This is a genomic window from Sulfitobacter aestuariivivens (assembly GCF_014763045.1).
Lineage (GTDB): Bacteria > Pseudomonadota > Alphaproteobacteria > Rhodobacterales > Rhodobacteraceae > Sulfitobacter > Sulfitobacter aestuariivivens.
The window spans coordinates 253,990-271,940 of the sequence record NZ_JACTAG010000001.1 but is presented as its reverse complement, the minus strand read 5'-3'; the positions used below and the strand labels follow the sequence as shown (position 1 = coordinate 271,940).

Genomic DNA, 17,951 nt, shown 5'->3' with positions numbered 1-17,951 from the left:
GATACCGAAAGGTATTACATCATATGAACCGCTCTGATCAGAACAGTTTCCGCGCGCTGGCGGATCCGACCCGTCGCGACATCCTGAGGATGCTGGCGCGGGATGAAATGACAATCGCCGATGTATCATCGCACTTCGACATGACCCGCGCGGCTGTCAAAAAGCATCTGACCGTCCTTAGCGATGGCGGCCTGATCACCGTCGAGGCACGCGGACGCGAACGCATCAACCGGATCAACCCTGCGGGCTTTGCGCCCGTGCTCAGCTGGCTCGAATTCTTCGACCAATTTTGGGATGACCGCCTGTCGACCCTCAAAACGACCATTGAAAAGGACAAGACATGACCACAAAGACCATTCTGCGCAAATCCATTATGCTGGCCGCCCCGCGCGCGGAGGTGTGGGCCTACCTGACCCAGCCCGAAAAGCTGGCTGTCTGGTTCCATGCGCCCAAGATCCCGCTGGAGGAAGGCAAGAAGCTTGAGATGTACGGCACCGATTCAGGTGACCTGCTGATCTGGGGTGAGGTGCTGAAAGCAACGCCGCCCAGCTATCTGGAATACACGTTTACCATTAAACCTATGGGGGACACCGTAAGCCGCGTAAAATGGACCCTTACCGAGGTCCCGGGCGGCACACAGCTGTCACTGGAGCATGAGGGTCTGCCGGAAGGCGCCGAAGCCTTCGGTCTGATGATGGCGCTCGACAAAGGGTGGGACGGTCACCTGGGTCGGATGCGCGACGACATCAATGACTGACAAACATGCGCGCGCCCATTGTCGGGCGCGCCATGTCGTCTTAAATGGAGTCGTGTGATGGGTTCTGCCTTGCGCGTGTGACGTAGCATTCCAGTGGCCTTAAGCAAATCCGAGGGAGCTGGCTCTGTCCGAGCCCTGGTTCGTTTACCCGGCGCCCACCTGTATATACAGGTCCTCGGGAATCAAAACCGACCGGCAAGCGCGGTCCCATCACACATTTTTCTTTTATAACAATATTTTGCAGGTCGTTCCTGAACCACTAGCGCAGGCCAGACCGTTGGTTGCAGTGGACCTAAACGCGGGTCACCGTGAACCTTGAATATCTGCGACCTGTGCCTTGGCAGGAACCGCTGCTGATATCCCGGCGCCACCTTTCGGGCCTTTGTCCTTGCGCTCTGCCAGTAGCATGATCGCTATGGCAGACTGCACGCCGGCAAAGACGATGCCATTCAGAACCCAGAATACCACGACGGCCATGACGCCAATATCAGAAGTGCTGATAAGGTGCCAAAGATTGGCGGTGTTGGTCCACAATAACGCAGCGACGAAAGCGGCCGCTATCGCGAACCCAATGATACAGTGCATGATGTAAAATCGGACGATGCGGGGCATGATAAGTCCCTCCTGCCTTCAAGATAGCAGCCTATTGTCGCCACTCAAGCGGTCAAAACGCCTCTGGCCGCGCCTCGCGCGCCATATGATCCAGTACGGCGTTGACGAAACTGGGTTCTTTCCCTTCCGGAAAGAACGCACGTGCCACGTCAACATATTCGCTGATCACAACCTTGGGCGGCGTGCCGGTTTCGCGAAATTCTGCCCCGGCCGCGCGGAAAAGGGCACGCAGCGTGGGATCGATGCGGGCGATCGGCCATTTCGCCACCAAAGCGCGGTCGGTTTGCTGGTCAATTGGGGCCTGATAATTCACGGCCTGTTCCAGCACGCGGCTGAAGAGGTCGATATCGCCCTCCTGCATTTCGGAACCTTCATATGTCGCGCCAAAGCGGTGGTCGAGAAATTCCAGGCGGACCTGATCAATGGTCTGACTGGAATGCTCCATCTGAAAAAGCGCCTGCACGGCATAAAGCCGGGCGGCGGATTTCATCTTGCGCTTTTGATTGCCGGAAAGGCTCATGTGGTCGTGTTTCCGCCCGGGTTACCTGCCATCAGCGTATCTTCGCCACGTGGCATGAAACCGATACCCTTTGTTTCGCGCGACCACTTACGGGCCAGCGCGATCAGATGCAAGGCTGCCGCTGCGGCCCCTCCGCCCTTGTTCTGGCCTGCCGGGTCGGCGCGTACATCGGCCTGGCCCTTGTTTTCAACGGTCAGGATACCGTTTCCGATACAAAGCCCTTGCAAACCAAGCAGTTGCAGTGCGCGGCTGCTGTCATTGCAGACGGTCTCATAATGCGTGGTCTCGCCCCGGATCACGCAGCCCAATGCCACATAGCCATCGAAATTGCTGCGCCGGTCCGAAATACCAATAGCGGTGGGGATTTCCAGCGCGCCGGGCATTTCGACCACATCATAGGTGGCCCCAGCCGCGTCAAGCTCGGCCTTGGCGCCGGTCAGCAACCCCTTAGCAATATCACTGTAATAGGGCGAAACCACGATCAGCACTTTTACAGGCTTGTCAAAGGTCGGGCGCGGCAGGACGGTGTGTGCTTCTGCTGATGCCATGTCTCTACTCCGATGTGATGGGCCGGGTACCGACGATCTCGAGACCGTAAGCGTCCAGCCCCAGATAGCGGGTTTCGGGATTGTCCGTCAGCAGCACAAGTTCGCTCAGTCCCATGGACGACAGAATTTGCGCGCCCAGTCCTGTCCGCTTGATTGTGCGCGGACCCTCGTCTTCATCTTCTTCGAGACGCAGGCGGGGAAAGGGATCGCGGAACAGCACAACCGCGCCGCGCCCCTCATCTGCAACGATTTGCATCGCTCGGGGCAACTCATCCGCCGGGCTGGGACCCAGACCAAGGATATCTTCCAATGCGTTTATGGCGTGGGTGCGAACCAGCACAGGGTCACCGGTGGTCAGATCCCCCTTGCTCAGAACAACGTGGTCTGTCCCCGTGATCTGATCCGAGAAAATCCGCATCAGCCACTCGCCACCATAGGCCGATGTCACCGTGCGGCTGTCACGTTCCACCAGCAGGTTGTCATGTTTATGGCGGTAGGCAATCAGATCGCTGATCGTACCGATCTTGAGGCCGTGCACTTTGCCAAAAGCCACCAGATCGGGCAGCCGCGCCATGGTGCCGTCTTCCTTCATGATCTCGCAGATCACGCCAGACGGATGGAGGCCCGCAAGCCGCGAGATATCCACCGCCGCCTCGGTGTGCCCAGCACGGACCAACACACCGCCATCGCGCGCACGCAGCGGAAAGACGTGGCCGGGCGTCGCGATGTCCTGCGGTCCGGACTGGCTTGAGATCGCCGTGCCAATGGTCAGCGCCCGGTCCGCAGCGGAAATGCCTGTGGACACGCCTTCGCGGGCCTCAATGGAGACGGTAAAGGCGGTTTCATGCCGCGAGGAGTTGTTCACAGCCATCATGGGCAGACCCAGATGATCAATGCGCTCGGACGTCATCGGCAAACAGATCAGACCGCGCCCATGGGTCGCCATGAAATTGATCGCATCGGCGTCGGCGAATTCCGCGGCAATCACCAGATCGCCTTCGTTCTCACGGTCTTCATGATCAACCAGAATAAACATGCGCCCGGCCTTGGCATCCGCGATAATGTCCGCAATCGGTGAAATCGCGTCAGAAAGGCTTGTCTCGACCGCGCCTGGCGTTTCAAAGTTCATGGGGCCTATCCCTTTGGCTTTGACGCGCTGATATCGCAGGGCATGGGGGAAGGCCAGACCTCGTGATAGGGATTGCCCCTGCCGGGCAGCGCAAAGGCAGGGTGCTGTTAGTGGCGCAGGTTGCGGGTGCTGCGCATCTATAAGTTATGCCGTTTTCCGGCCGCACGCGTCGGATCAGGTATTTTCAAAAGGGTGAAATGAAGTGGTGTCAGAACGCCCCTGAATGTGATCGCAACGGCAGCCAGAGATATCTTTCCAACAGGTCCACACCGCCGGTGTCATGACATCTCTGCCAGACGCGCGACGTAACGGGCCAGCGTGTCAATCTCCAGATTGATCCGATCACCTACCGCCACATCACCCCATGTGGTGACTTCCTTGGTGTGCGGAATGAAATTGATGCCAAAGTCGCAGCCCTCGACCGCGTTCACGGTGAGGGAGGTCCCGTTCAGCGCCACTGATCCTTTGGGTGCGATAAACCGCGCCAGTGCTTCGGGCGCGCGCAAGGTGACGCGGGTGCTGTCGCCTTCATCCTGCATGGCCACAACCTCTGCCACGCCATCGACATGGCCCGATACGATGTGACCGCCCAATTCGTCCCCAACTTTGAGCGCGCGCTCAAGGTTTAGCCGTGTGCCGGCAACCCAGCCATCCAGGTTCGTCTTTTCAACCGTTTCCGCGCTGATCTGGACCTCGTACCAGTCCTCGCCTAGGCCCACGACGGTCAGACACACGCCATCGCTGGCAATGGAGGCGCCCATATCGATGCTGGCCGTGTCATACCCTGTCCGGATACGCGCCCGCAGATCGCCTTCCTGTTCAACCGCCAAGACGGTGCCGATATCGGTGATTATCCCCGTGAACATAAGCGTCTTTTCCCCTATCCTCATAGGGACGTACCCCTCGCCCGCGCCTCTGACAAGAGGGGCATGGGCCACAATTTCGCCCAGCTTTTATGGTCCTGTACCTGCAAAGACACGCCAACAAAGGACACCGATGACCACACGGCCCCCAGAAGAGCGGGTGTTTTTGTTCCTGCAAGGGCCACATGGACCCTTCTTCAACCGGCTGGGCAAGATGCTGCGGCTGGCAGGGGCCGAAGTGTGGCGTGTGGGCTTTAACGCGGGCGACCGGGCCTTCTGGTTCCATCCGCGCAGCTACATACCCTTTCGCGGCACGGCATCAGAGTGGCGCGAAACCTTTCTGAACCTGATCACCGACAAGGGCATCACCGACATCGTTCTTTATGGCGATACCCGGCCGATCCATGCCGAGGCCATAAAAGAAGCACAAGAACAAGGATTGTCTGTGCATGTGTTCGAAGAGGGCTACATGCGCCCCTATTGGGTCACCTACGAAAGGGACGGCTCCAACGGCAACTCGCGCCTGATGGAGATGAGCATCCCGCAGATGCAGCACGCCCTGGCGCAATCAGATATGGAAGCGCCCCTGCCCCCGGCCCATTGGGGCGACATGCGCCATCATGTGTTCTACGGCGCGCTCTACCACTGGTTCGTGATGTTCCGGAACGGCGATTATCGCAACTTTCGCCCGCATCGATCATTGAGCGTCAGCAAGGAATTTCAGCTTTACGTCAAACGCCTGTTCTTGGGACCCGCCCTTGCCGCGGATCGTATCATTTCCACGCTGCGCATCAGGTTGGGGGGGTTCCCCTACCATCTTGCCCTTTTGCAGCTAGAGCACGACAGCTCTTTCCAGATGCATTCGCCGTTCAAGACGATGTCCGATTTTCTGGAAGTGGTAATCGAGGGTTTTGCACAAGGTGCCCCGCGCCACCACCATCTGGTGGTCAAGGCGCACCCGCTGGAAGACGGCCGCGTGCCGGTCCGCCGTGACCTGCGCCGTCTGGCGCGCCAGCACGGCGTGGCCGACCGGGTCCATTATGTGCGCGGCGGCAAGCTGGCGCAGCTTCTCAACGACGCGCGCACAGCCGTCACCGTGAACTCTACCGCAGGCCAACAGGTGCTCTGGCGCGGCATCCCGCTCAAGGTTTTCGGGCGGGCCGTCTATGCGCAACCTGAATTTGTCTCCGACCAGCCCCTGGCAGAATTCTTTGCAACCCCCAGCCGTCCCGACAATCGCGCCTACAAAGACTATCGCCGTTATCTGCTTGAAACCTCGCAGCTTCCCGGCGGGTATTATGCCGCACGCGGGCGCAGACAGCTGTTGCGACACGTGGTGGACATGATGCTAAGTGCGGAAGATCCCTATGATGCCTTCGCCACAGGCACCGCGGCCCCAAGGCAACAGTTGCGCGTCGTGACCTGAGCTTGCCCGCGCAAAACGCTGGATTTTCTACAAAACCTGCGATAGCGTTCGACAAAATACGCCGGAAAAATCGGCGAATACCGAGGCAGAGTTGAACAGGTCGAGGAGACCGGGCAGTGAAATCCCTAGTTTTCCGGTGGGCGCGCCCCATCGCAGCAGTGGCGGCGTTGGCCGTCATATCCTCATGTGGATTGCCGCAGGTGGGTCCCAACAAACGTCAGATATATTCAGGCTCGGTCCAGCAGCAGGGCGACGCTTTTGTTGTCTCGGTCAATGACAGGGTCACTCGCGCAACCGCCGTGGTCCCCGCCCTTGGATTTTCCGACAGCTTCAAGAATGCCGCACAATTGGGGTCGGATGTGATCCGCCCCGGCGACGTGCTGGGCATCACCGTTTATGAGAATGTCGATGATCCGCTTTTGGGTGTCGAAGGCGCGCCTGCGACGCTCCTGGAGGAAGTACAGGTCGATGGCGCCGGGTTCATCTTCATCCCCTACGCTGGCCGTATCAAGGCTGCGGGCAATACACCAAACGGCATCCGTCGCATCATCACCGATAAATTGGGCGAGCAAACGCCAGACCCTCAGGTCGAAGTGCGCCGCGCGGCGGGTGACGGGTCAACCGTGGCGCTGATCGGGTCGGTAGGTGCCGCCGGTGTCTATCCCATCGAACGCCCCACCCGCACGCTTGGCACGATGCTGGCGCGCGCGGGCGGCGTAACGATTGAGCCGGAAATCGCCCAGGTCACCGTTGTGCGCGGCAACATGCGCGACAAGATCTGGTTCAACGATCTGTACAAGAACCCGCAATTGGACATCGCCCTGCGCGGCGGCGATCAAATTCTGGTCGAGGAAGACACCCGGTCCTTCACCGCCCTTGGCGCGACAGGCGGGCAGGCCCTGGTGCCGTTCGAAACCCAGACGCTTTCCGCTATTGAGGGGATCGCACAGGTTGGCGGGCTTAGCGCCAGCAGCGCGGATCCCACGGGCGTGTTTGTTTTCCGCAATGAACCGCAGGATATTGCCAATCAGGTGCTCGGCCGTGCCGATCTGGTAGGCGCACAGCGCATGGTTTACGTGCTGGACCTGACGCAGCCCAACGGCATGTTCATGGCGCGCGATTTCGTCATTCGTGATGGCGACACGCTGTATGTGACCGAAGCCCCCTTCACCCAATGGAGCAAGGTCATCACTGCCATCACCGGCACCGCAAGCTCGGCTGCCAGCATCACCGCGGTGACCGAATAGGCGCATGGGCTTAGGGCCTGAGATATATGACACCCCCGCCGCCGGTCCTGAGAAGGTCCGGCGGCTTTTTACGTATAACGGCGGTTTTCTGACCCAACGCCGCGTGCGCCGGATCCTGCAGCTTGCGGGCTATTCGCTTCATCTCGGCATGCCCAAGATCGGGGACGCCGTCGCCGTCTGGGGCAACTCACCCACCGCACACCGGGGGCTGAAGGTCGCCGCACAGCGCGAGGTGCCAGTGGTCCGCGTCGAGGACGCATTTTTGCGCTCCCTGCATCCCGGCCGCAGCGGCGCGCCACCGCTTGGTCTGCTGATTGATCACCGTGGGGTCCATTTTGACCCTGCCCAACCCTCTGACCTCGAAATCCTGTTGGCTGAACATCCGCTGGATGACACGGCCCTCCTGAACCGTGCGCGCGGCGCCATCGCGCGCATGGCTGAGGCGCACCTGACCAAATACGCCGCCGTCGACACGCTGGCGCCCGCGCCAGAGCCCGGCTATGTGCTGGTCATCGATCAGACGCTGGGCGATGCGTCTGTCACCGCATCGGGGGCAGATCTGGGCCGGTTTCTTGAAATGCTGGTCTTTGCTCAGGAAGAGCACCCCGGCGCACGGGTTATCATCAAGACACACCCCGAAACCGCCAAGGGCTTTCGCGACGGGCATTTAGGCGCGGAAGTGGTCAATGACCGAATTTCACTTCTCAGTGATCCGATCAGTCCTTGGACATTGTTTGATGGCGCCGTCGGTGTCTACACTGTCTCTTCTCAACTTGGGTTCGAGGCGATTTTCGCAGGCCACAAGCCACGGGTCTTTGGGCAGCCATTTTATGCGGGATGGGGGCTGACAGCAGATGAATTCCCCGTCCAGCGCCGCCAGCGCACGCTCACGCGCGCGCAGTTGTTTGCGGCTGCAATGATCCTTTATCCTACGTGGCATGATCCCTACCGGGACCAATTGTGCCCGCTTGAGGATGCCATCGAAGGGTTCGCCGCGCAGGCCCGGGCCTGGCGCGAAGATCGCCATGGCTGGGTCGCCTCTGACATGCGGCTTTGGAAGCGCAAGCCATTGCAACGCTTCTTTGGCAGCGTGAAGCCCATCGTTTTTGAGGACCACCCCGCAAAAGCGCGCGCAAAGGAAAAACCCTGGATGGTCTGGGCTGGCAAGGCCGACGTCGGTCATGCCGATGCCCTGCGTGTCGAGGATGGATTTTTGCGCTCGAAAGGGCTCGGGGCAGAGCTGGTCCCCCCCCTGTCACTGGTGTGTGACGATCTGGGCATTTACTACGACCCCGGCACGCCCAGCCGTTTGGAAAAGTGGATCGCAGCCCGCGCCACCCTGCGCCCCGACCAGCAAAGACGCGCCCGCCACTTGATCGAGACGCTGTCGGCCCAAGGGGTCAGCAAATACAATCTTGGCGGCGATCCTGAACTTGACGGACTCCGGGCAGGCAGGCGCATTCTGGTCCCCGGGCAGGTTGAAGACGATGCGTCTATCCTCAAGGGCACCGATGCGGTGTCGACAAACCTTGCCTTGCTGCAGGCGGCACGCGCCGCCAACCCCGACGCTGTGATCCTTTACAAACCCCATCCGGATGTGGAGGCAGGTCTGCGCAAAGGAGCCATCGATGCCACGCAGATGGCCGATCATGTGGTGGAACGGGCCGACCCGGTGGCACTGCTAGGCAAGGTCGATGCCGTCTGGACCATGACATCGCTCCTTGGCTTTGAAGCACTGCTGCGCGGTGTCTCGGTCACCACCCTCGGCGTGCCGTTTTACGCGGGATGGGGCCTGACCGAAGATCTGGGCGACGTGCCCCCCCGCAGGCGTGCTCAGCCCACGCTCGACGGGCTGGTGCATGCAGCGCTGATCGACTACCCGCGCTATCTGGATCCCCGAACCGGGCTGGCCTGTCCGGTAGAGGTTGTGGTGGATCGGCTGGCAACGGGCGATGTCCCCCACCCCGACACTGGCAACCGCCTGCTTTCGAAACTTCAGGGTGTCTTTGCCAGTCAGGCCCACCTCTGGCGCCGTGGCTAAAGGCGGTCCCAGACGTGCAGGGTATCTGCGCCCACAGTTCGCGTCTCGCGCAAATCAAATCGCGGCGCCTGTGACAGGTTGGCGATACCCAGCGCACCGATCCCCGGCCGCCCCTCTGCCCCGATCACCACTCCTGCGGTAAATCCGATAAGATGATCGACCAGATCGGCTTCGATTAAAGACGCCGCCAGCGCGCCACCGCCTTCACAAAACACCCGTGTCAAACCGTGACTGGCCAATTGATGCATGACATCAGTTGCATCAAGTTGGCCCGCCGTGGCCGCACAGGGCAGCAAGGTGGCCCCCAAATCGGTCCATGTCCGCATCAACGTCTTGTCCGCATCATGGCCACAACACAGGATCACCGGCGTGTCAGATGCGGTGCGGGCCAGTTTCCCCATCAACGGCAAGTCCAACCGACGAGAAATCACAACCCGCGCGGGCTGGTGGCTGATCCCCATATCACGAACCGTCAGGCTGGGATCGTCCTTGCGCGCTGTCCCTCCGCCGACCATCACCGCGTCATGACTGGCGCGCATGGCGTGCACTAGTCGACGGGCCTCTGGCCCTGTGATCCACTGGCTCTCTCCGCTTCCGGTCGCAATCCGGCCGTCAAAGGACGCGGCGAGCTTGAGCGTCAGCGCAGGCCGCCCAACCTCGTTGCGCAGCAAAAACCCCAACAGATCCCGGCGCGCGCGCGCCGCACAAACCTCGGTGGTGATCGCGATCCCTGCATCGCGCAACATCGTCAGCCCTTTACCACTGACCCGCGGATCCGGATCCGTCAGGGCCACAACAACGCGCGCGACGCCTGCGGTGATCAATGCCTCTGCACAGGGGGGGGTCTGGCCGTGATGGGCACAGGGTTCAAGCGTGACATAGGCCGTAGCCCCATACGCACCTTGCCCGGCTTGCGCCAATGCCTGGGTTTCCGCGTGCGGCCTGCCACCGGGCTGGGTCCAGCCGCGCCCGATGATCCGACCCTCTTTGACAATGACACATCCGACTGCCGGGTTGGGCCATGTGCGGCCCTGCCCGCGCTGGCCCAAAGACAGGGCCAGCGTCATGAAGCGGCTGTCGCTCACTCCTCGTTGGGCTGTTCGGGCCGCAGTTCCTGCACGAACTTGTCGAAATCGTCAGCCGCCTGGAAGTTCTTGTAAACACTGGCAAAACGAACATAGGCAACCGTATCGATCCGGGCCAGAGCCTCCATCACGATCTCACCGATCTGCTTGGAGTTGATATCCGTCTCGCCCATGCTTTCAAGTCGCCGGACAATGCCCGAAATCATCTGGTCGATACGATCTGGCTCAATCGGCCGCTTTTGCATCGAGATGCGGATCGATCGCTCCAACTTGTCACGATCAAAGTCTTCGCGTTTGCCGCTGGTCTTGATCACCACCAGATCACGCAACTGGACGCGTTCGTAGGTGGTAAACCTTCCGCCACACGCCGGACAAAAGCGACGACGGCGAATAGACACGTGGTCTTCCGCGGGTCGGCTATCTTTTACCTGGGTGTCAATATTTCCGCAAAATGGGCAGCGCATAGCCGTTCCCCTTTTCTATCCTGCCTCGCTTGTGGGGCGTACCGCCCTCTTGCGCAGACTTATAGGGGGTTCTCTAGGTTTTGGGTAGAGGCGAAATGCGGCTCTACATCTTGCGTGTGAAAATGTGACCTGAACCCAACGGTCTGTTCGCGCGTTACCCTTTTGACACTCTCAAACGGACAGGAAGATCATGGCCAGAACGCTTTTCATCACCGGCGCCTCCAGCGGAATTGGCGCTGCAACCGCACGTGCCGCCGTCACCGCAGGCTGGAACGTCGGGCTTTTCTCGCGCAGCAAGGATGTCCTCGAAGGCCTTGCCAAAGATATCGGTGCGCAGGCGGTTGTCCTGCCGGGTGACGCGACAAACTACAGAGATCAGAAAAAGGCGCTCGACCAGTTGGCCGATACCTTCGGTGGCGTCGATGCCGCCTTTGCCAATGCCGGGCGCGGGACGGACAAACCGGGCACGGAAAAGGGCGACCCCGAAGACTGGAAAGGCATGGTCGACATCAACATCATGGGCGCGCTCTATACGGCCCACGCAGCAATGCCTCACCTGCGAAAAAACAAGGGACAATATGTCGTCACCGGCTCTGCTGCGGGGCGGCGGCACATCAAGGGGTCGATCTATGGCGCGACCAAATGGTTCATCCACGGTTTCGCCGGCAACCTTGCGGACGAGATGGCAGAATGGGGGGGCCGCTGCATGGTCGTGTCGCCCGGTATGGTCAACACCGGCTTTTTCGATGAGGCCAAGCCTGAAAAGCTGCAGCCCGAAGATGTCGCAAGTGCTGTGATGCACGCGCTCGATGCGCCCGACCGGGCCAGCATCCGTGAGATTCATCTCATGCCCACAGGCTAACACCCATCGCCAGGCCGCGCGGTGGGCGCGGCACGGCATCCCTGAATAACCCACCAACAAAGGAGACCACCATGAGCGTCGCACGTGTAACAGAGATTTCCGCAACGTCCCCCGACAGCTTTGATGCCGCCGTCAAGGAAGGCATTGACCGGGCCAACAAGACCCTGCGCAATGTGACCAGCGCGTGGGTTAAAGAACAGCGGTGCAAGATCGAAGACGGCAAAATCTCGCACTATCAGGTGAACCTGATGGTCACTTTCATGCTGGACGACTAATCACACGATTACAGCCGATCCACTGAAAAGTGCGCCGCCACCTGACGGGTGTGCGGCGCATCGCGGTGCTCAAACAGATAGATCCCCTGCCAGGTACCCAACTGCATCTGACCGCCCTGCACAGGTATCGAAAGGCTGACCGGCATCATCGCGGCCTTGATGTGTGCAGGCATATCGTCGGGCCCCTCCATCGTGTGCCGCAAATACGACATGGATGGATCCGTCGCAGGCGGCACCAGCCGCCCGAAATAGCTTTTCAAATCGCGCTGCACATCCTGGTCGGCATTCTCCTGTATGAGCAAGGACGCCGAGGTATGCCGCACCATCAGCGTCAGCAGACCGGTCCCCTGCCCTCCAACCCACGTTGCGGCGTCACGGGTAAACTCATATAGGCCCTGGCCTGTGGTACGAATGCGAAAGGACGTCTGCATGTGTGTGATGGTGCCCGATCTGTCGACTGTCCGGCAAGGCCGCTATTTGGTCGACCGCGTAAAGGCATCACGGCAATAACTGCGCGCTTTCACAGCCGTCATCATCGCACCGGCACGATCCAGCGACAGCGTCAAACTGTCTTGTCCGGGCGGCAAACCGGCATCGGACAAGGAATACACCACTCCCTTGCGCCCCGGCGTGGTCACGCTCGGGCCAATGGGTTGCTTGATGTAAATCTCTGTCAGACCGGGCAATCCACTACGACGCTCGACAAAGGTCGCGGCACCGCACCAGAAATACTCAGCCACGCCGGAAAAGCTGCCGTCAATCACCTCAAAATCGTTCTGATTCAAACGGTTGACCGTGATCCCGTCTTCCTCTCCCAATGTTGCGGCAGGCAGGACACCCGGCAGAATGCCAAAGCACAGTGCGCAGACAAATCGCATCATCGTCCGCTCGACAGTCGGAAATCGTGGCAGAACGATCGCGCGTGATCCACAGACAGGTTTGCGCCCGCATCCCGGATGGAGGCCCCGACAGAGAAGACCCGCACTGGCGTCAGACCGGCCGGGTCAGTGGTAAAGACAACCGCGTCGCGATTGGCCGAGGTGCGTGGCTGTGCCACATAGACCCGGGTCGTGCCAGAGGCACCTTGGACCCGTGCCGCGTATTCGCCTGCCCCACACCACATGCCACGCGCACCAAATCCGCCGCCAGTCGCAACAGAAAACCCGCCGGCGACAGCGCTCACATTGATGCGGTTTTCGACGCGCAAGCTTTGCGCCGACAGTGGTGCTGCCAACAAGGCCAGCGCTGATATCAGAAAGATTGAATGTTTCATGGAAATCCCTTTCTACGGAAAAATGTCTTCAAGCTCGAACTGGTAATCCTTACAGAACTGGTATGCGTGGTGCACCGGCAGGGTCTGCCCCGCCTGACGCAAACTCGGGGAATAGGTGTCACGTGCCACAATGCCTGCAGGGTCAGTTGTAAAGACAACAGAGGTGCGGCCAACACCACTGACAGATGGGCCGCGCGGCGTCTTGACATACAACCGCTCGGCGCGCGGCGTGCGCAAGGCATGGATGGCGAAACTCGCCGCAGCACACCAAATGCCGCGCGGACCTTCGCCACGGCTTTCGATCACTTCGAAAGTTGTGCCTCCCAATGGCACCACGATCAGCAGATTCTCCGCGCGGTAGGCCTGCGCCTGCGCAGAGGTCAGCGGCAACAGCAGCAGCATCAAAGCAAGGATCAAAAAACGCATCTTGGGGACCACTTTTTCAGTTACCCTCAAGATAGGTCGTCACCGACCCACGTCAAAATCACGTCCGCGTCACTTGGGGTGACTCCACTGCGATGGGAACCGCTGCCGGACGCGCCAATCCGCTGGCCGGCACAGGTTATGAATTGCCCGCGCAACAGCCCGAAGGACCCCCAGCAAAATCAGGGTTTCCAAAAGCCAAGGCCGCCCAGTGGGCGGCCTTATAAGAATGCATCAATAAGTAAAGATCACTGATCGAGGAAACTACGCAACTTGCGGCTGCGGCTTGGGTGCTTGAGCTTGCGCAGCGCCTTCGCCTCGATCTGCCGGATGCGTTCGCGCGTGACCGAAAACTGCTGTCCGACCTCTTCGAGCGTGTGATCGGTGTTCATGCCGATGCCAAAGCGCATCCGCAGGACCCGCTCTTCGCGCGGGGTAAGGCTGGCCAGTACCCGCGTCGTGGTCTCCTTGAGGTTTTCCTGAATGGCGCTGTCCAATGGCAGCACGGCATTCTTGTCCTCGATGAAATCACCCAGCTGGCTGTCTTCTTCGTCGCCGATCGGTGTTTCCAGTGAAATCGGCTCCTTGGCGATCTTCATCACCTTGCGGACCTTCTCCAGCGGCATTTGCAGCTTTTCGGCCAGTTCTTCTGGCGTCGGCTCGCGACCGATCTCGTGCAGCATCTGGCGGCCCGTGCGCACCAGCTTGTTGATCGTCTCGATCATGTGCACCGGAATACGGATGGTACGCGCCTGATCCGCAATCGACCGCGTGATCGCCTGCCGGATCCACCATGTGGCATAGGTCGAGAACTTGTAGCCGCGACGATATTCGAACTTGTCCACCGCCTTCATCAGGCCGATGTTACCTTCCTGAATAAGATCAAGGAATTGCAAGCCGCGGTTCGTGTATTTCTTGGCGATGGAAATCACCAGACGCAGGTTCGCCTCGACCATTTCTTTCTTGGCCTGACGCGCTTCCTTTTCGCCCTTCTGAACCTGCTGCACGATGCGGCGGAATTCAGAAATATCAAGACCAACGTACTGACCTACCTGTGCCATGTCGGCGCGCAGTTCTTCGACCTTGTCGGTCGAGCGTTCGATGAACATCTGCCATCCACGACCAGACTTTTCGCCCATCCGCTCAAGCCAGTTCGGGTCAAGCTCATACCCGCGATACTCGGTCACGAATTCGCGACGATTTATCCGTGCCTGATCGGCAAGTTTGACCATCGCGGAATCGATCTGCATGATCCGGCGGTTGATCCCGTAAAGCTGGTCGATCAACGCTTCGATCCGGTTGTTGTGCAGGTGCAGTTCATTCACCAGCAACACGATCTCGGCGCGCAGCTTTTGATACTTGTCTTCCTGCTTGTTGCTGAACGAATTGTCTTCATTCAACGTCGCGGAAATGCGGCTGTCCTGCATGTCGCTCAGCTTGGCATAATCGTCTGCGATGATATCCAGCGCCTCAAGCACCTGCGGCTTCAGCGCGGCCTCCATCGCGGCAAGCGACATATTGGCCTGATCATCCTCGTCGTCGTCGTCATCATCGGTTGTGATCGGGTTGCCGTCTGCGTCCAGCTCTTGCTTTTCCTCACCATCGGCCTTCTTAGCCTCGCCCCCCGGGGCGACAACAGGTGTGGTTTCCTCTTCCTCGCCAAGCTGGTTGCCAAAGGTGGCTTCCAGATCAATAACGTCGCGCAACAGAATGTCTTCGCTTAACAATTCGTCGCGCCAGATGGTGATCGCCTGAAAGGTCAGCGGGCTTTCACAAAGGCCGGCAATCATCGTGTTGCGGCCAGCCTCGATGCGCTTGGCAATCGCGATTTCGCCTTCGCGGCTCAGCAGTTCGACACTGCCCATCTCGCGCAGGTACATGCGCACCGGGTCATCGGTACGGTCCAGTTTTTCGGAGGTGCCGGAGGAAAGCGCCACTTCCTTGGCGCTGTCAGTGGTCGCAATTTCGGTCGAGCCTTTCTGCTCTTCCTCTTCGGCTTCCTCATCTTCGATGATGTTGATGCCCATCTCCGACAGCATCGACATGACATCTTCAATCTGTTCGGAGCTCACCTGATCCGGCGGCAGGACCGAATTCAGCTGATCGTACGTGATATAGCCCTTCTCGCGCGCCTCGGAGATCATCTTTTTGACCGCCGCCTGGCTCATATCAAGCGAGTGACCGTCGCCTTCCTGCTTGGCGTCTTCGTTGGTGTCTTTCGCAGCCATGATGATGCTCCTCAAGCGGGTCCCTGAACGAATCACCCGCGAAAGTGATTCGTTTTTCCGAATCATGCGGGTTCCGCAGTGATTCTTAAAGGCGATACCCTTATTTTTCCTAAATTCTCTGCGAAAATGCCACGCCGTCTATCTGCCGTGGCCTTTCTTCTTTTCGTACTTAATCGTTCCAAGCAGCGCGTCCAGTGCGCTGCGTTCGTCGCGGCTGATGCGGGCACCATTGTCACCCACCTCGTATTCAGCCTTGTCTTCCTGCCCGGTGCGCCGGGCGCGATCTGCGGCGCGTGCAGCTTCGCTCAGTCGCCAGGTAACGCCCTCGTCCGGCACGCCACTAAGGTCTTCCACCGCCTCGGCAATCTCGGCATCCAGCCCGCGCATTGCCTCCAGCTTGGCCAACTCTTCGGCCACCGTCATTTGTGCCATTTCCCGGTTGCCGGGATTGCGGATGCACGGTGTGATGGCGACATGGCGCTGTGCCGTGAGGTTTTCAAGGGCATCAGGCCCCAGAACTGCGGAAACTTTTTCACGCAACGCTGCAGCCCCGTCATCGGCATGGCGCAACAGGATATCACGCAGGCCCCGATGTGCAGGATCAGCACAGATCATCTGTTCCAGCCCGCTTTCAAAATCCTCCACAACCTCGGGGCATTGAAAACAGGCCGCCAGAATCACCGCTTCGCGCAGGTGCTGTGCTGACCGCCCCTCCGTATCCGTCACCAGAACAGAGGCCTTGGTGCTGGGCATCGGCGCCTGTGGCGCCGCATTGCCCCAGACACGGCGCGCGCCTTGTTGCCCGCGCGACTTTGCTGCGGGGCGAAACAAATGCCACCGCAGATCCTTGATCTCTTGCCCATAATGGCCGCGGATCGACGGGTCCTTGATCAGGGTGATCTTTTCGCGCAGCGCCTTGTCGAGCGCCGCCTTGCGTTCGGGGCTGTCAAAAACCTTTCCTTCCGTCTCGCGCTGCCAAAGCAATCTGACCATTGGCATCGCCGCATCCAGCAGCTTCTGGACCGCGCCTGCCCCTTGCGTCTTGAGCACATCATCAGGGTCCTGCCCCTCGGGCATAACCGCAAAGCGCAGGCTTTGCCCCGCCTCCAACTGTGGCAAAGCCAGGTCGACCAGCCGCATTGCGGCGCGCTGTCCGGCCGTGTCCCCGTCAAGCGTGATGATCGGCTCGGGCGCGATACGCCACAACATCTGCAATTGGCTTTCGGTAATGGCAGTGCCCAAGGGGGCAACAGCGGCCTCAAACCCGGCCTCCACCAGGGCGATGACGTCCATGTACCCTTCGGCCACCAGCAATGGCTGCCCTTTGCCGGCCGCCGTGCGCGCCTCGCGCACATTATAAAGACTGCGGCCTTTGTCAAAAAGCTCCGTCTCGGGCGAATTCAGATATTTGGCGTTGTCATTTGGGTCCATCGCGCGGCCGCCAAAGGCAATCGCCCGGCCCCGCGCATCGCGTATGGGAAACATGATACGCCCCCGAAAGGTATCATAGGGCTTGCCGCCCTTGGCCGACGGCTTGGCCAGCCCGGCACCCAGTATCAGATCGTCCTCGACCCCCTTGCCTTTCAGCGCATCCCACAATCCCTGCCAACTGTCAGGCGCAAAACCGATCTCCCATCGCTCCAATGCCGCCTCTGACAGCCCGCGCTGCGCCAGATAATCGCGTGCCTCGCCCGCCGCCCCGGTCTGCAGTTGCAATCGGAACCAACGCACCGCCATTTCTGTGACCTCGGCCAGTTGCGTGCGCCTGTCCGCTTTCTCCTGCGCGCGCGGGTCCTGCTTGGGCACTTCCATCCCGGCCTCACGGGCCAGAATCTCGACCGCTTCGATAAAGCTCACATTCTCCGTCTCACGCACAAACGAAATCGCATCCCCCTTGGCGTGACATCCAAAGCAGTAATAATATCCCTTGCGGTCATCGACGTGAAAGCTGGCCGTCTTCTCGTGGTGAAACGGGCACGGGGCCCACATATCCCCCTTGCCCTGATTGGACTTGCGGTTGTCCCACATGACCTTGCGCCCGACCACCTGCGAGAGGCTGGAACGGGTCCGCAGTTCATCCAAGAATCCGGGTGGCAGGCTCATGCGTGCATCATAGACCAGCAATCCTCCAAGCGCATCCCACCCCATCTTCTTTTGCAGGCCCAAATATCCCAGGGGGATTGGGGGACTGGTCCCCC

General features: G+C 59.9%; 20 protein-coding genes. 7 read left to right on the top strand and 13 right to left on the bottom strand.

Annotation, left to right across the window (positions count from 1 at the left end):
- Nucleotides 1-23 precede the first annotated feature (23 nt).
- Both H9Q16_RS01225 and H9Q16_RS01220 read left to right on the top strand, forming a co-directional pair.
- Nucleotides 24-344 carry an ArsR/SmtB family transcription factor gene (locus H9Q16_RS01225; protein WP_191073564.1) on the top strand — a complete coding sequence of 107 codons (321 nt, stop codon included), beginning with the start codon at nt 24-26 and terminating at the stop codon, nt 342-344.
- On the top strand, nt 341-757 hold the full coding sequence (locus tag H9Q16_RS01220) for an SRPBCC family protein (protein WP_191073563.1): 417 nt from the start codon (nt 341-343) through the stop codon (nt 755-757). The genes H9Q16_RS01225 and H9Q16_RS01220 overlap by 4 nt, the downstream gene beginning before the upstream one ends.
- 303 nt (nt 758-1,060) lie before the next feature.
- Here H9Q16_RS01220 and H9Q16_RS01215 read toward each other — a convergent pair whose 3' ends face one another.
- From H9Q16_RS01215 to H9Q16_RS01195, 5 genes are all read right to left on the bottom strand, one after another.
- On the bottom strand, nt 1,061-1,369 hold the full coding sequence (locus H9Q16_RS01215; RefSeq protein ID WP_191073562.1) for a hypothetical protein: 309 nt from the start codon (nt 1,367-1,369) through the stop codon (nt 1,061-1,063).
- Nucleotides 1,370-1,421: 52 nt separating this feature from the next.
- Nucleotides 1,422-1,889: a transcription antitermination factor NusB gene (gene nusB / locus H9Q16_RS01210; protein WP_191073561.1), complete on the bottom strand. Its 468-nt coding sequence runs from the start codon at nt 1,887-1,889 to the stop codon at nt 1,422-1,424.
- A complete protein-coding gene (locus H9Q16_RS01205; RefSeq protein WP_191073560.1) occupies nt 1,886-2,437 on the bottom strand; it encodes a 6,7-dimethyl-8-ribityllumazine synthase in 552 nt (183 codons plus the stop codon). Before H9Q16_RS01205 ends, nusB begins: the two co-directional genes overlap by 4 nt.
- 4 nt (nt 2,438-2,441) lie before the next feature.
- Nucleotides 2,442-3,566 (bottom strand): 3,4-dihydroxy-2-butanone-4-phosphate synthase, encoded by a 1,125-nt coding sequence (ribB, locus tag H9Q16_RS01200; RefSeq protein WP_191073559.1) that lies wholly within the window; start codon nt 3,564-3,566, stop codon nt 2,442-2,444.
- 278 nt (nt 3,567-3,844) lie between these two features.
- Nucleotides 3,845-4,432, bottom strand: coding sequence for a riboflavin synthase (locus H9Q16_RS01195; RefSeq protein WP_191073558.1), 588 nt, complete (start codon nt 4,430-4,432; stop codon nt 3,845-3,847).
- A 130-nt stretch (nt 4,433-4,562) separates the two neighbouring features.
- Here H9Q16_RS01195 and H9Q16_RS01190 point away from each other — a divergent pair, with 130 nt between their 5' ends.
- The 3 genes from H9Q16_RS01190 (at nt 4,563) to H9Q16_RS01180 (ending at nt 9,143) form a co-directional block, all read left to right on the top strand.
- Entirely contained in the window at nt 4,563-5,855 is a 1,293-nt protein-coding gene (locus H9Q16_RS01190) for a capsule biosynthesis protein (RefSeq protein WP_191073557.1), read from the top strand.
- A gap of 116 nt (nt 5,856-5,971) precedes the next feature.
- Nucleotides 5,972-7,102: a polysaccharide biosynthesis/export family protein gene (locus tag H9Q16_RS01185; protein ID WP_191073556.1), complete on the top strand. Its 1,131-nt coding sequence runs from the start codon at nt 5,972-5,974 to the stop codon at nt 7,100-7,102.
- Between the two features lie 4 nt (nt 7,103-7,106).
- Entirely contained in the window at nt 7,107-9,143 is a 2,037-nt protein-coding gene (locus H9Q16_RS01180) for a capsular polysaccharide biosynthesis protein (RefSeq protein WP_191073555.1), read from the top strand.
- Here the strand turns inward: H9Q16_RS01180 and ribD are convergent.
- On the bottom strand, nt 9,140-10,210 hold the full coding sequence (gene ribD, locus H9Q16_RS01175; protein ID WP_191075112.1) for a bifunctional diaminohydroxyphosphoribosylaminopyrimidine deaminase/5-amino-6-(5-phosphoribosylamino)uracil reductase RibD: 1,071 nt from the start codon (nt 10,208-10,210) through the stop codon (nt 9,140-9,142). The two genes, H9Q16_RS01180 and ribD, sit on opposite strands and share 4 nt — an antisense overlap.
- A gap of 14 nt (nt 10,211-10,224) precedes the next feature.
- Nucleotides 10,225-10,692 carry a transcriptional regulator NrdR gene (nrdR, locus tag H9Q16_RS01170; protein ID WP_191073554.1) on the bottom strand — a complete coding sequence of 156 codons (468 nt, stop codon included), beginning with the start codon at nt 10,690-10,692 and terminating at the stop codon, nt 10,225-10,227.
- Between the two features lie 190 nt (nt 10,693-10,882).
- On the opposite strand from nrdR, the gene H9Q16_RS01165 reads away from it, so the two are divergent.
- On the top strand, nt 10,883-11,554 hold the full coding sequence (locus H9Q16_RS01165) for an SDR family oxidoreductase (RefSeq protein WP_191073553.1): 672 nt from the start codon (nt 10,883-10,885) through the stop codon (nt 11,552-11,554).
- 71 nt (nt 11,555-11,625) lie between these two features.
- Nucleotides 11,626-11,829 carry a dodecin family protein gene (locus tag H9Q16_RS01160; RefSeq protein WP_191073552.1) on the top strand — a complete coding sequence of 68 codons (204 nt, stop codon included), beginning with the start codon at nt 11,626-11,628 and terminating at the stop codon, nt 11,827-11,829.
- 8 nt (nt 11,830-11,837) lie between these two features.
- Here the strand turns inward: H9Q16_RS01160 and H9Q16_RS01155 are convergent, their stop codons facing one another.
- The 6 genes from H9Q16_RS01155 to dnaG all read right to left on the bottom strand — a co-directional run bounded on the left by H9Q16_RS01155 (nt 11,838) and on the right by dnaG (nt 17,856).
- Nucleotides 11,838-12,260, bottom strand: a complete 423-nt coding sequence (locus H9Q16_RS01155; protein WP_191073551.1) for a secondary thiamine-phosphate synthase enzyme YjbQ — start codon at nt 12,258-12,260, stop codon at nt 11,838-11,840.
- A 42-nt stretch (nt 12,261-12,302) separates the two neighbouring features.
- The gene (locus tag H9Q16_RS01150; protein WP_191073550.1) at nt 12,303-12,710 is read right to left on the bottom strand and encodes a hypothetical protein; all 408 of its coding nucleotides are present in this window, start codon (nt 12,708-12,710) and stop codon (nt 12,303-12,305) included.
- Entirely contained in the window at nt 12,707-13,102 is a 396-nt protein-coding gene (locus H9Q16_RS01145; RefSeq protein WP_191073549.1) for a hypothetical protein, read from the bottom strand. The genes H9Q16_RS01150 and H9Q16_RS01145 overlap by 4 nt, the downstream gene beginning before the upstream one ends.
- 12 nt (nt 13,103-13,114) lie before the next feature.
- Nucleotides 13,115-13,528 (bottom strand): hypothetical protein, encoded by a 414-nt coding sequence (locus H9Q16_RS01140; protein WP_191073548.1) that lies wholly within the window; start codon nt 13,526-13,528, stop codon nt 13,115-13,117.
- Nucleotides 13,529-13,773: 245 nt separating this feature from the next.
- Nucleotides 13,774-15,753, bottom strand: a complete 1,980-nt coding sequence (rpoD, locus tag H9Q16_RS01135) for an RNA polymerase sigma factor RpoD (protein ID WP_191073547.1) — start codon at nt 15,751-15,753, stop codon at nt 13,774-13,776.
- Between the two features lie 138 nt (nt 15,754-15,891).
- Entirely contained in the window at nt 15,892-17,856 is a 1,965-nt protein-coding gene (gene dnaG, locus H9Q16_RS01130) for a DNA primase (protein WP_191075111.1), read from the bottom strand.
- Between the last annotated feature and the right edge of the window lie 95 nt (nt 17,857-17,951).

What these genes read in the sequence shown, in the direction of transcription:
- H9Q16_RS01225 (WP_191073564.1), top strand. Translation starts at nt 24, where the DNA reads ATGAACCGCTCTGATCAGAACAGTTTCCGCGCGCTGGCGGATCCGACC.
- H9Q16_RS01220 (WP_191073563.1), top strand. Translation starts at nt 341, where the DNA reads ATGACCACAAAGACCATTCTGCGCAAATCCATTATGCTGGCCGCCCCG.
- H9Q16_RS01215 (WP_191073562.1), bottom strand. Translation starts at nt 1,369, where the DNA reads ATGCCCCGCATCGTCCGATTTTACATCATGCACTGTATCATTGGGTTC.
- nusB (WP_191073561.1), bottom strand. Translation starts at nt 1,889, where the DNA reads ATGAGCCTTTCCGGCAATCAAAAGCGCAAGATGAAATCCGCCGCCCGG.
- H9Q16_RS01205 (WP_191073560.1), bottom strand. Translation starts at nt 2,437, where the DNA reads ATGGCATCAGCAGAAGCACACACCGTCCTGCCGCGCCCGACCTTTGAC.
- ribB (WP_191073559.1), bottom strand. Translation starts at nt 3,566, where the DNA reads ATGAACTTTGAAACGCCAGGCGCGGTCGAGACAAGCCTTTCTGACGCG.
- H9Q16_RS01195 (WP_191073558.1), bottom strand. Translation starts at nt 4,432, where the DNA reads ATGTTCACGGGGATAATCACCGATATCGGCACCGTCTTGGCGGTTGAA.
- H9Q16_RS01190 (WP_191073557.1), top strand. Translation starts at nt 4,563, where the DNA reads ATGACCACACGGCCCCCAGAAGAGCGGGTGTTTTTGTTCCTGCAAGGG.
- H9Q16_RS01180 (WP_191073555.1), top strand. Translation starts at nt 7,107, where the DNA reads ATGGGCTTAGGGCCTGAGATATATGACACCCCCGCCGCCGGTCCTGAG.
- ribD (WP_191075112.1), bottom strand. Translation starts at nt 10,210, where the DNA reads ATGACGCTGGCCCTGTCTTTGGGCCAGCGCGGGCAGGGCCGCACATGG.
- nrdR (WP_191073554.1), bottom strand. Translation starts at nt 10,692, where the DNA reads ATGCGCTGCCCATTTTGCGGAAATATTGACACCCAGGTAAAAGATAGC.
- H9Q16_RS01165 (WP_191073553.1), top strand. Translation starts at nt 10,883, where the DNA reads ATGGCCAGAACGCTTTTCATCACCGGCGCCTCCAGCGGAATTGGCGCT.
- H9Q16_RS01160 (WP_191073552.1), top strand. Translation starts at nt 11,626, where the DNA reads ATGAGCGTCGCACGTGTAACAGAGATTTCCGCAACGTCCCCCGACAGC.
- H9Q16_RS01155 (WP_191073551.1), bottom strand. Translation starts at nt 12,260, where the DNA reads ATGCAGACGTCCTTTCGCATTCGTACCACAGGCCAGGGCCTATATGAG.
- H9Q16_RS01150 (WP_191073550.1), bottom strand. Translation starts at nt 12,710, where the DNA reads ATGATGCGATTTGTCTGCGCACTGTGCTTTGGCATTCTGCCGGGTGTC.
- H9Q16_RS01145 (WP_191073549.1), bottom strand. Translation starts at nt 13,102, where the DNA reads ATGAAACATTCAATCTTTCTGATATCAGCGCTGGCCTTGTTGGCAGCA.
- H9Q16_RS01140 (WP_191073548.1), bottom strand. Translation starts at nt 13,528, where the DNA reads ATGCGTTTTTTGATCCTTGCTTTGATGCTGCTGCTGTTGCCGCTGACC.
- rpoD (WP_191073547.1), bottom strand. Translation starts at nt 15,753, where the DNA reads ATGGCTGCGAAAGACACCAACGAAGACGCCAAGCAGGAAGGCGACGGT.
- dnaG (WP_191075111.1), bottom strand. Translation starts at nt 17,856, where the DNA reads ATGAGCCTGCCACCCGGATTCTTGGATGAACTGCGGACCCGTTCCAGC.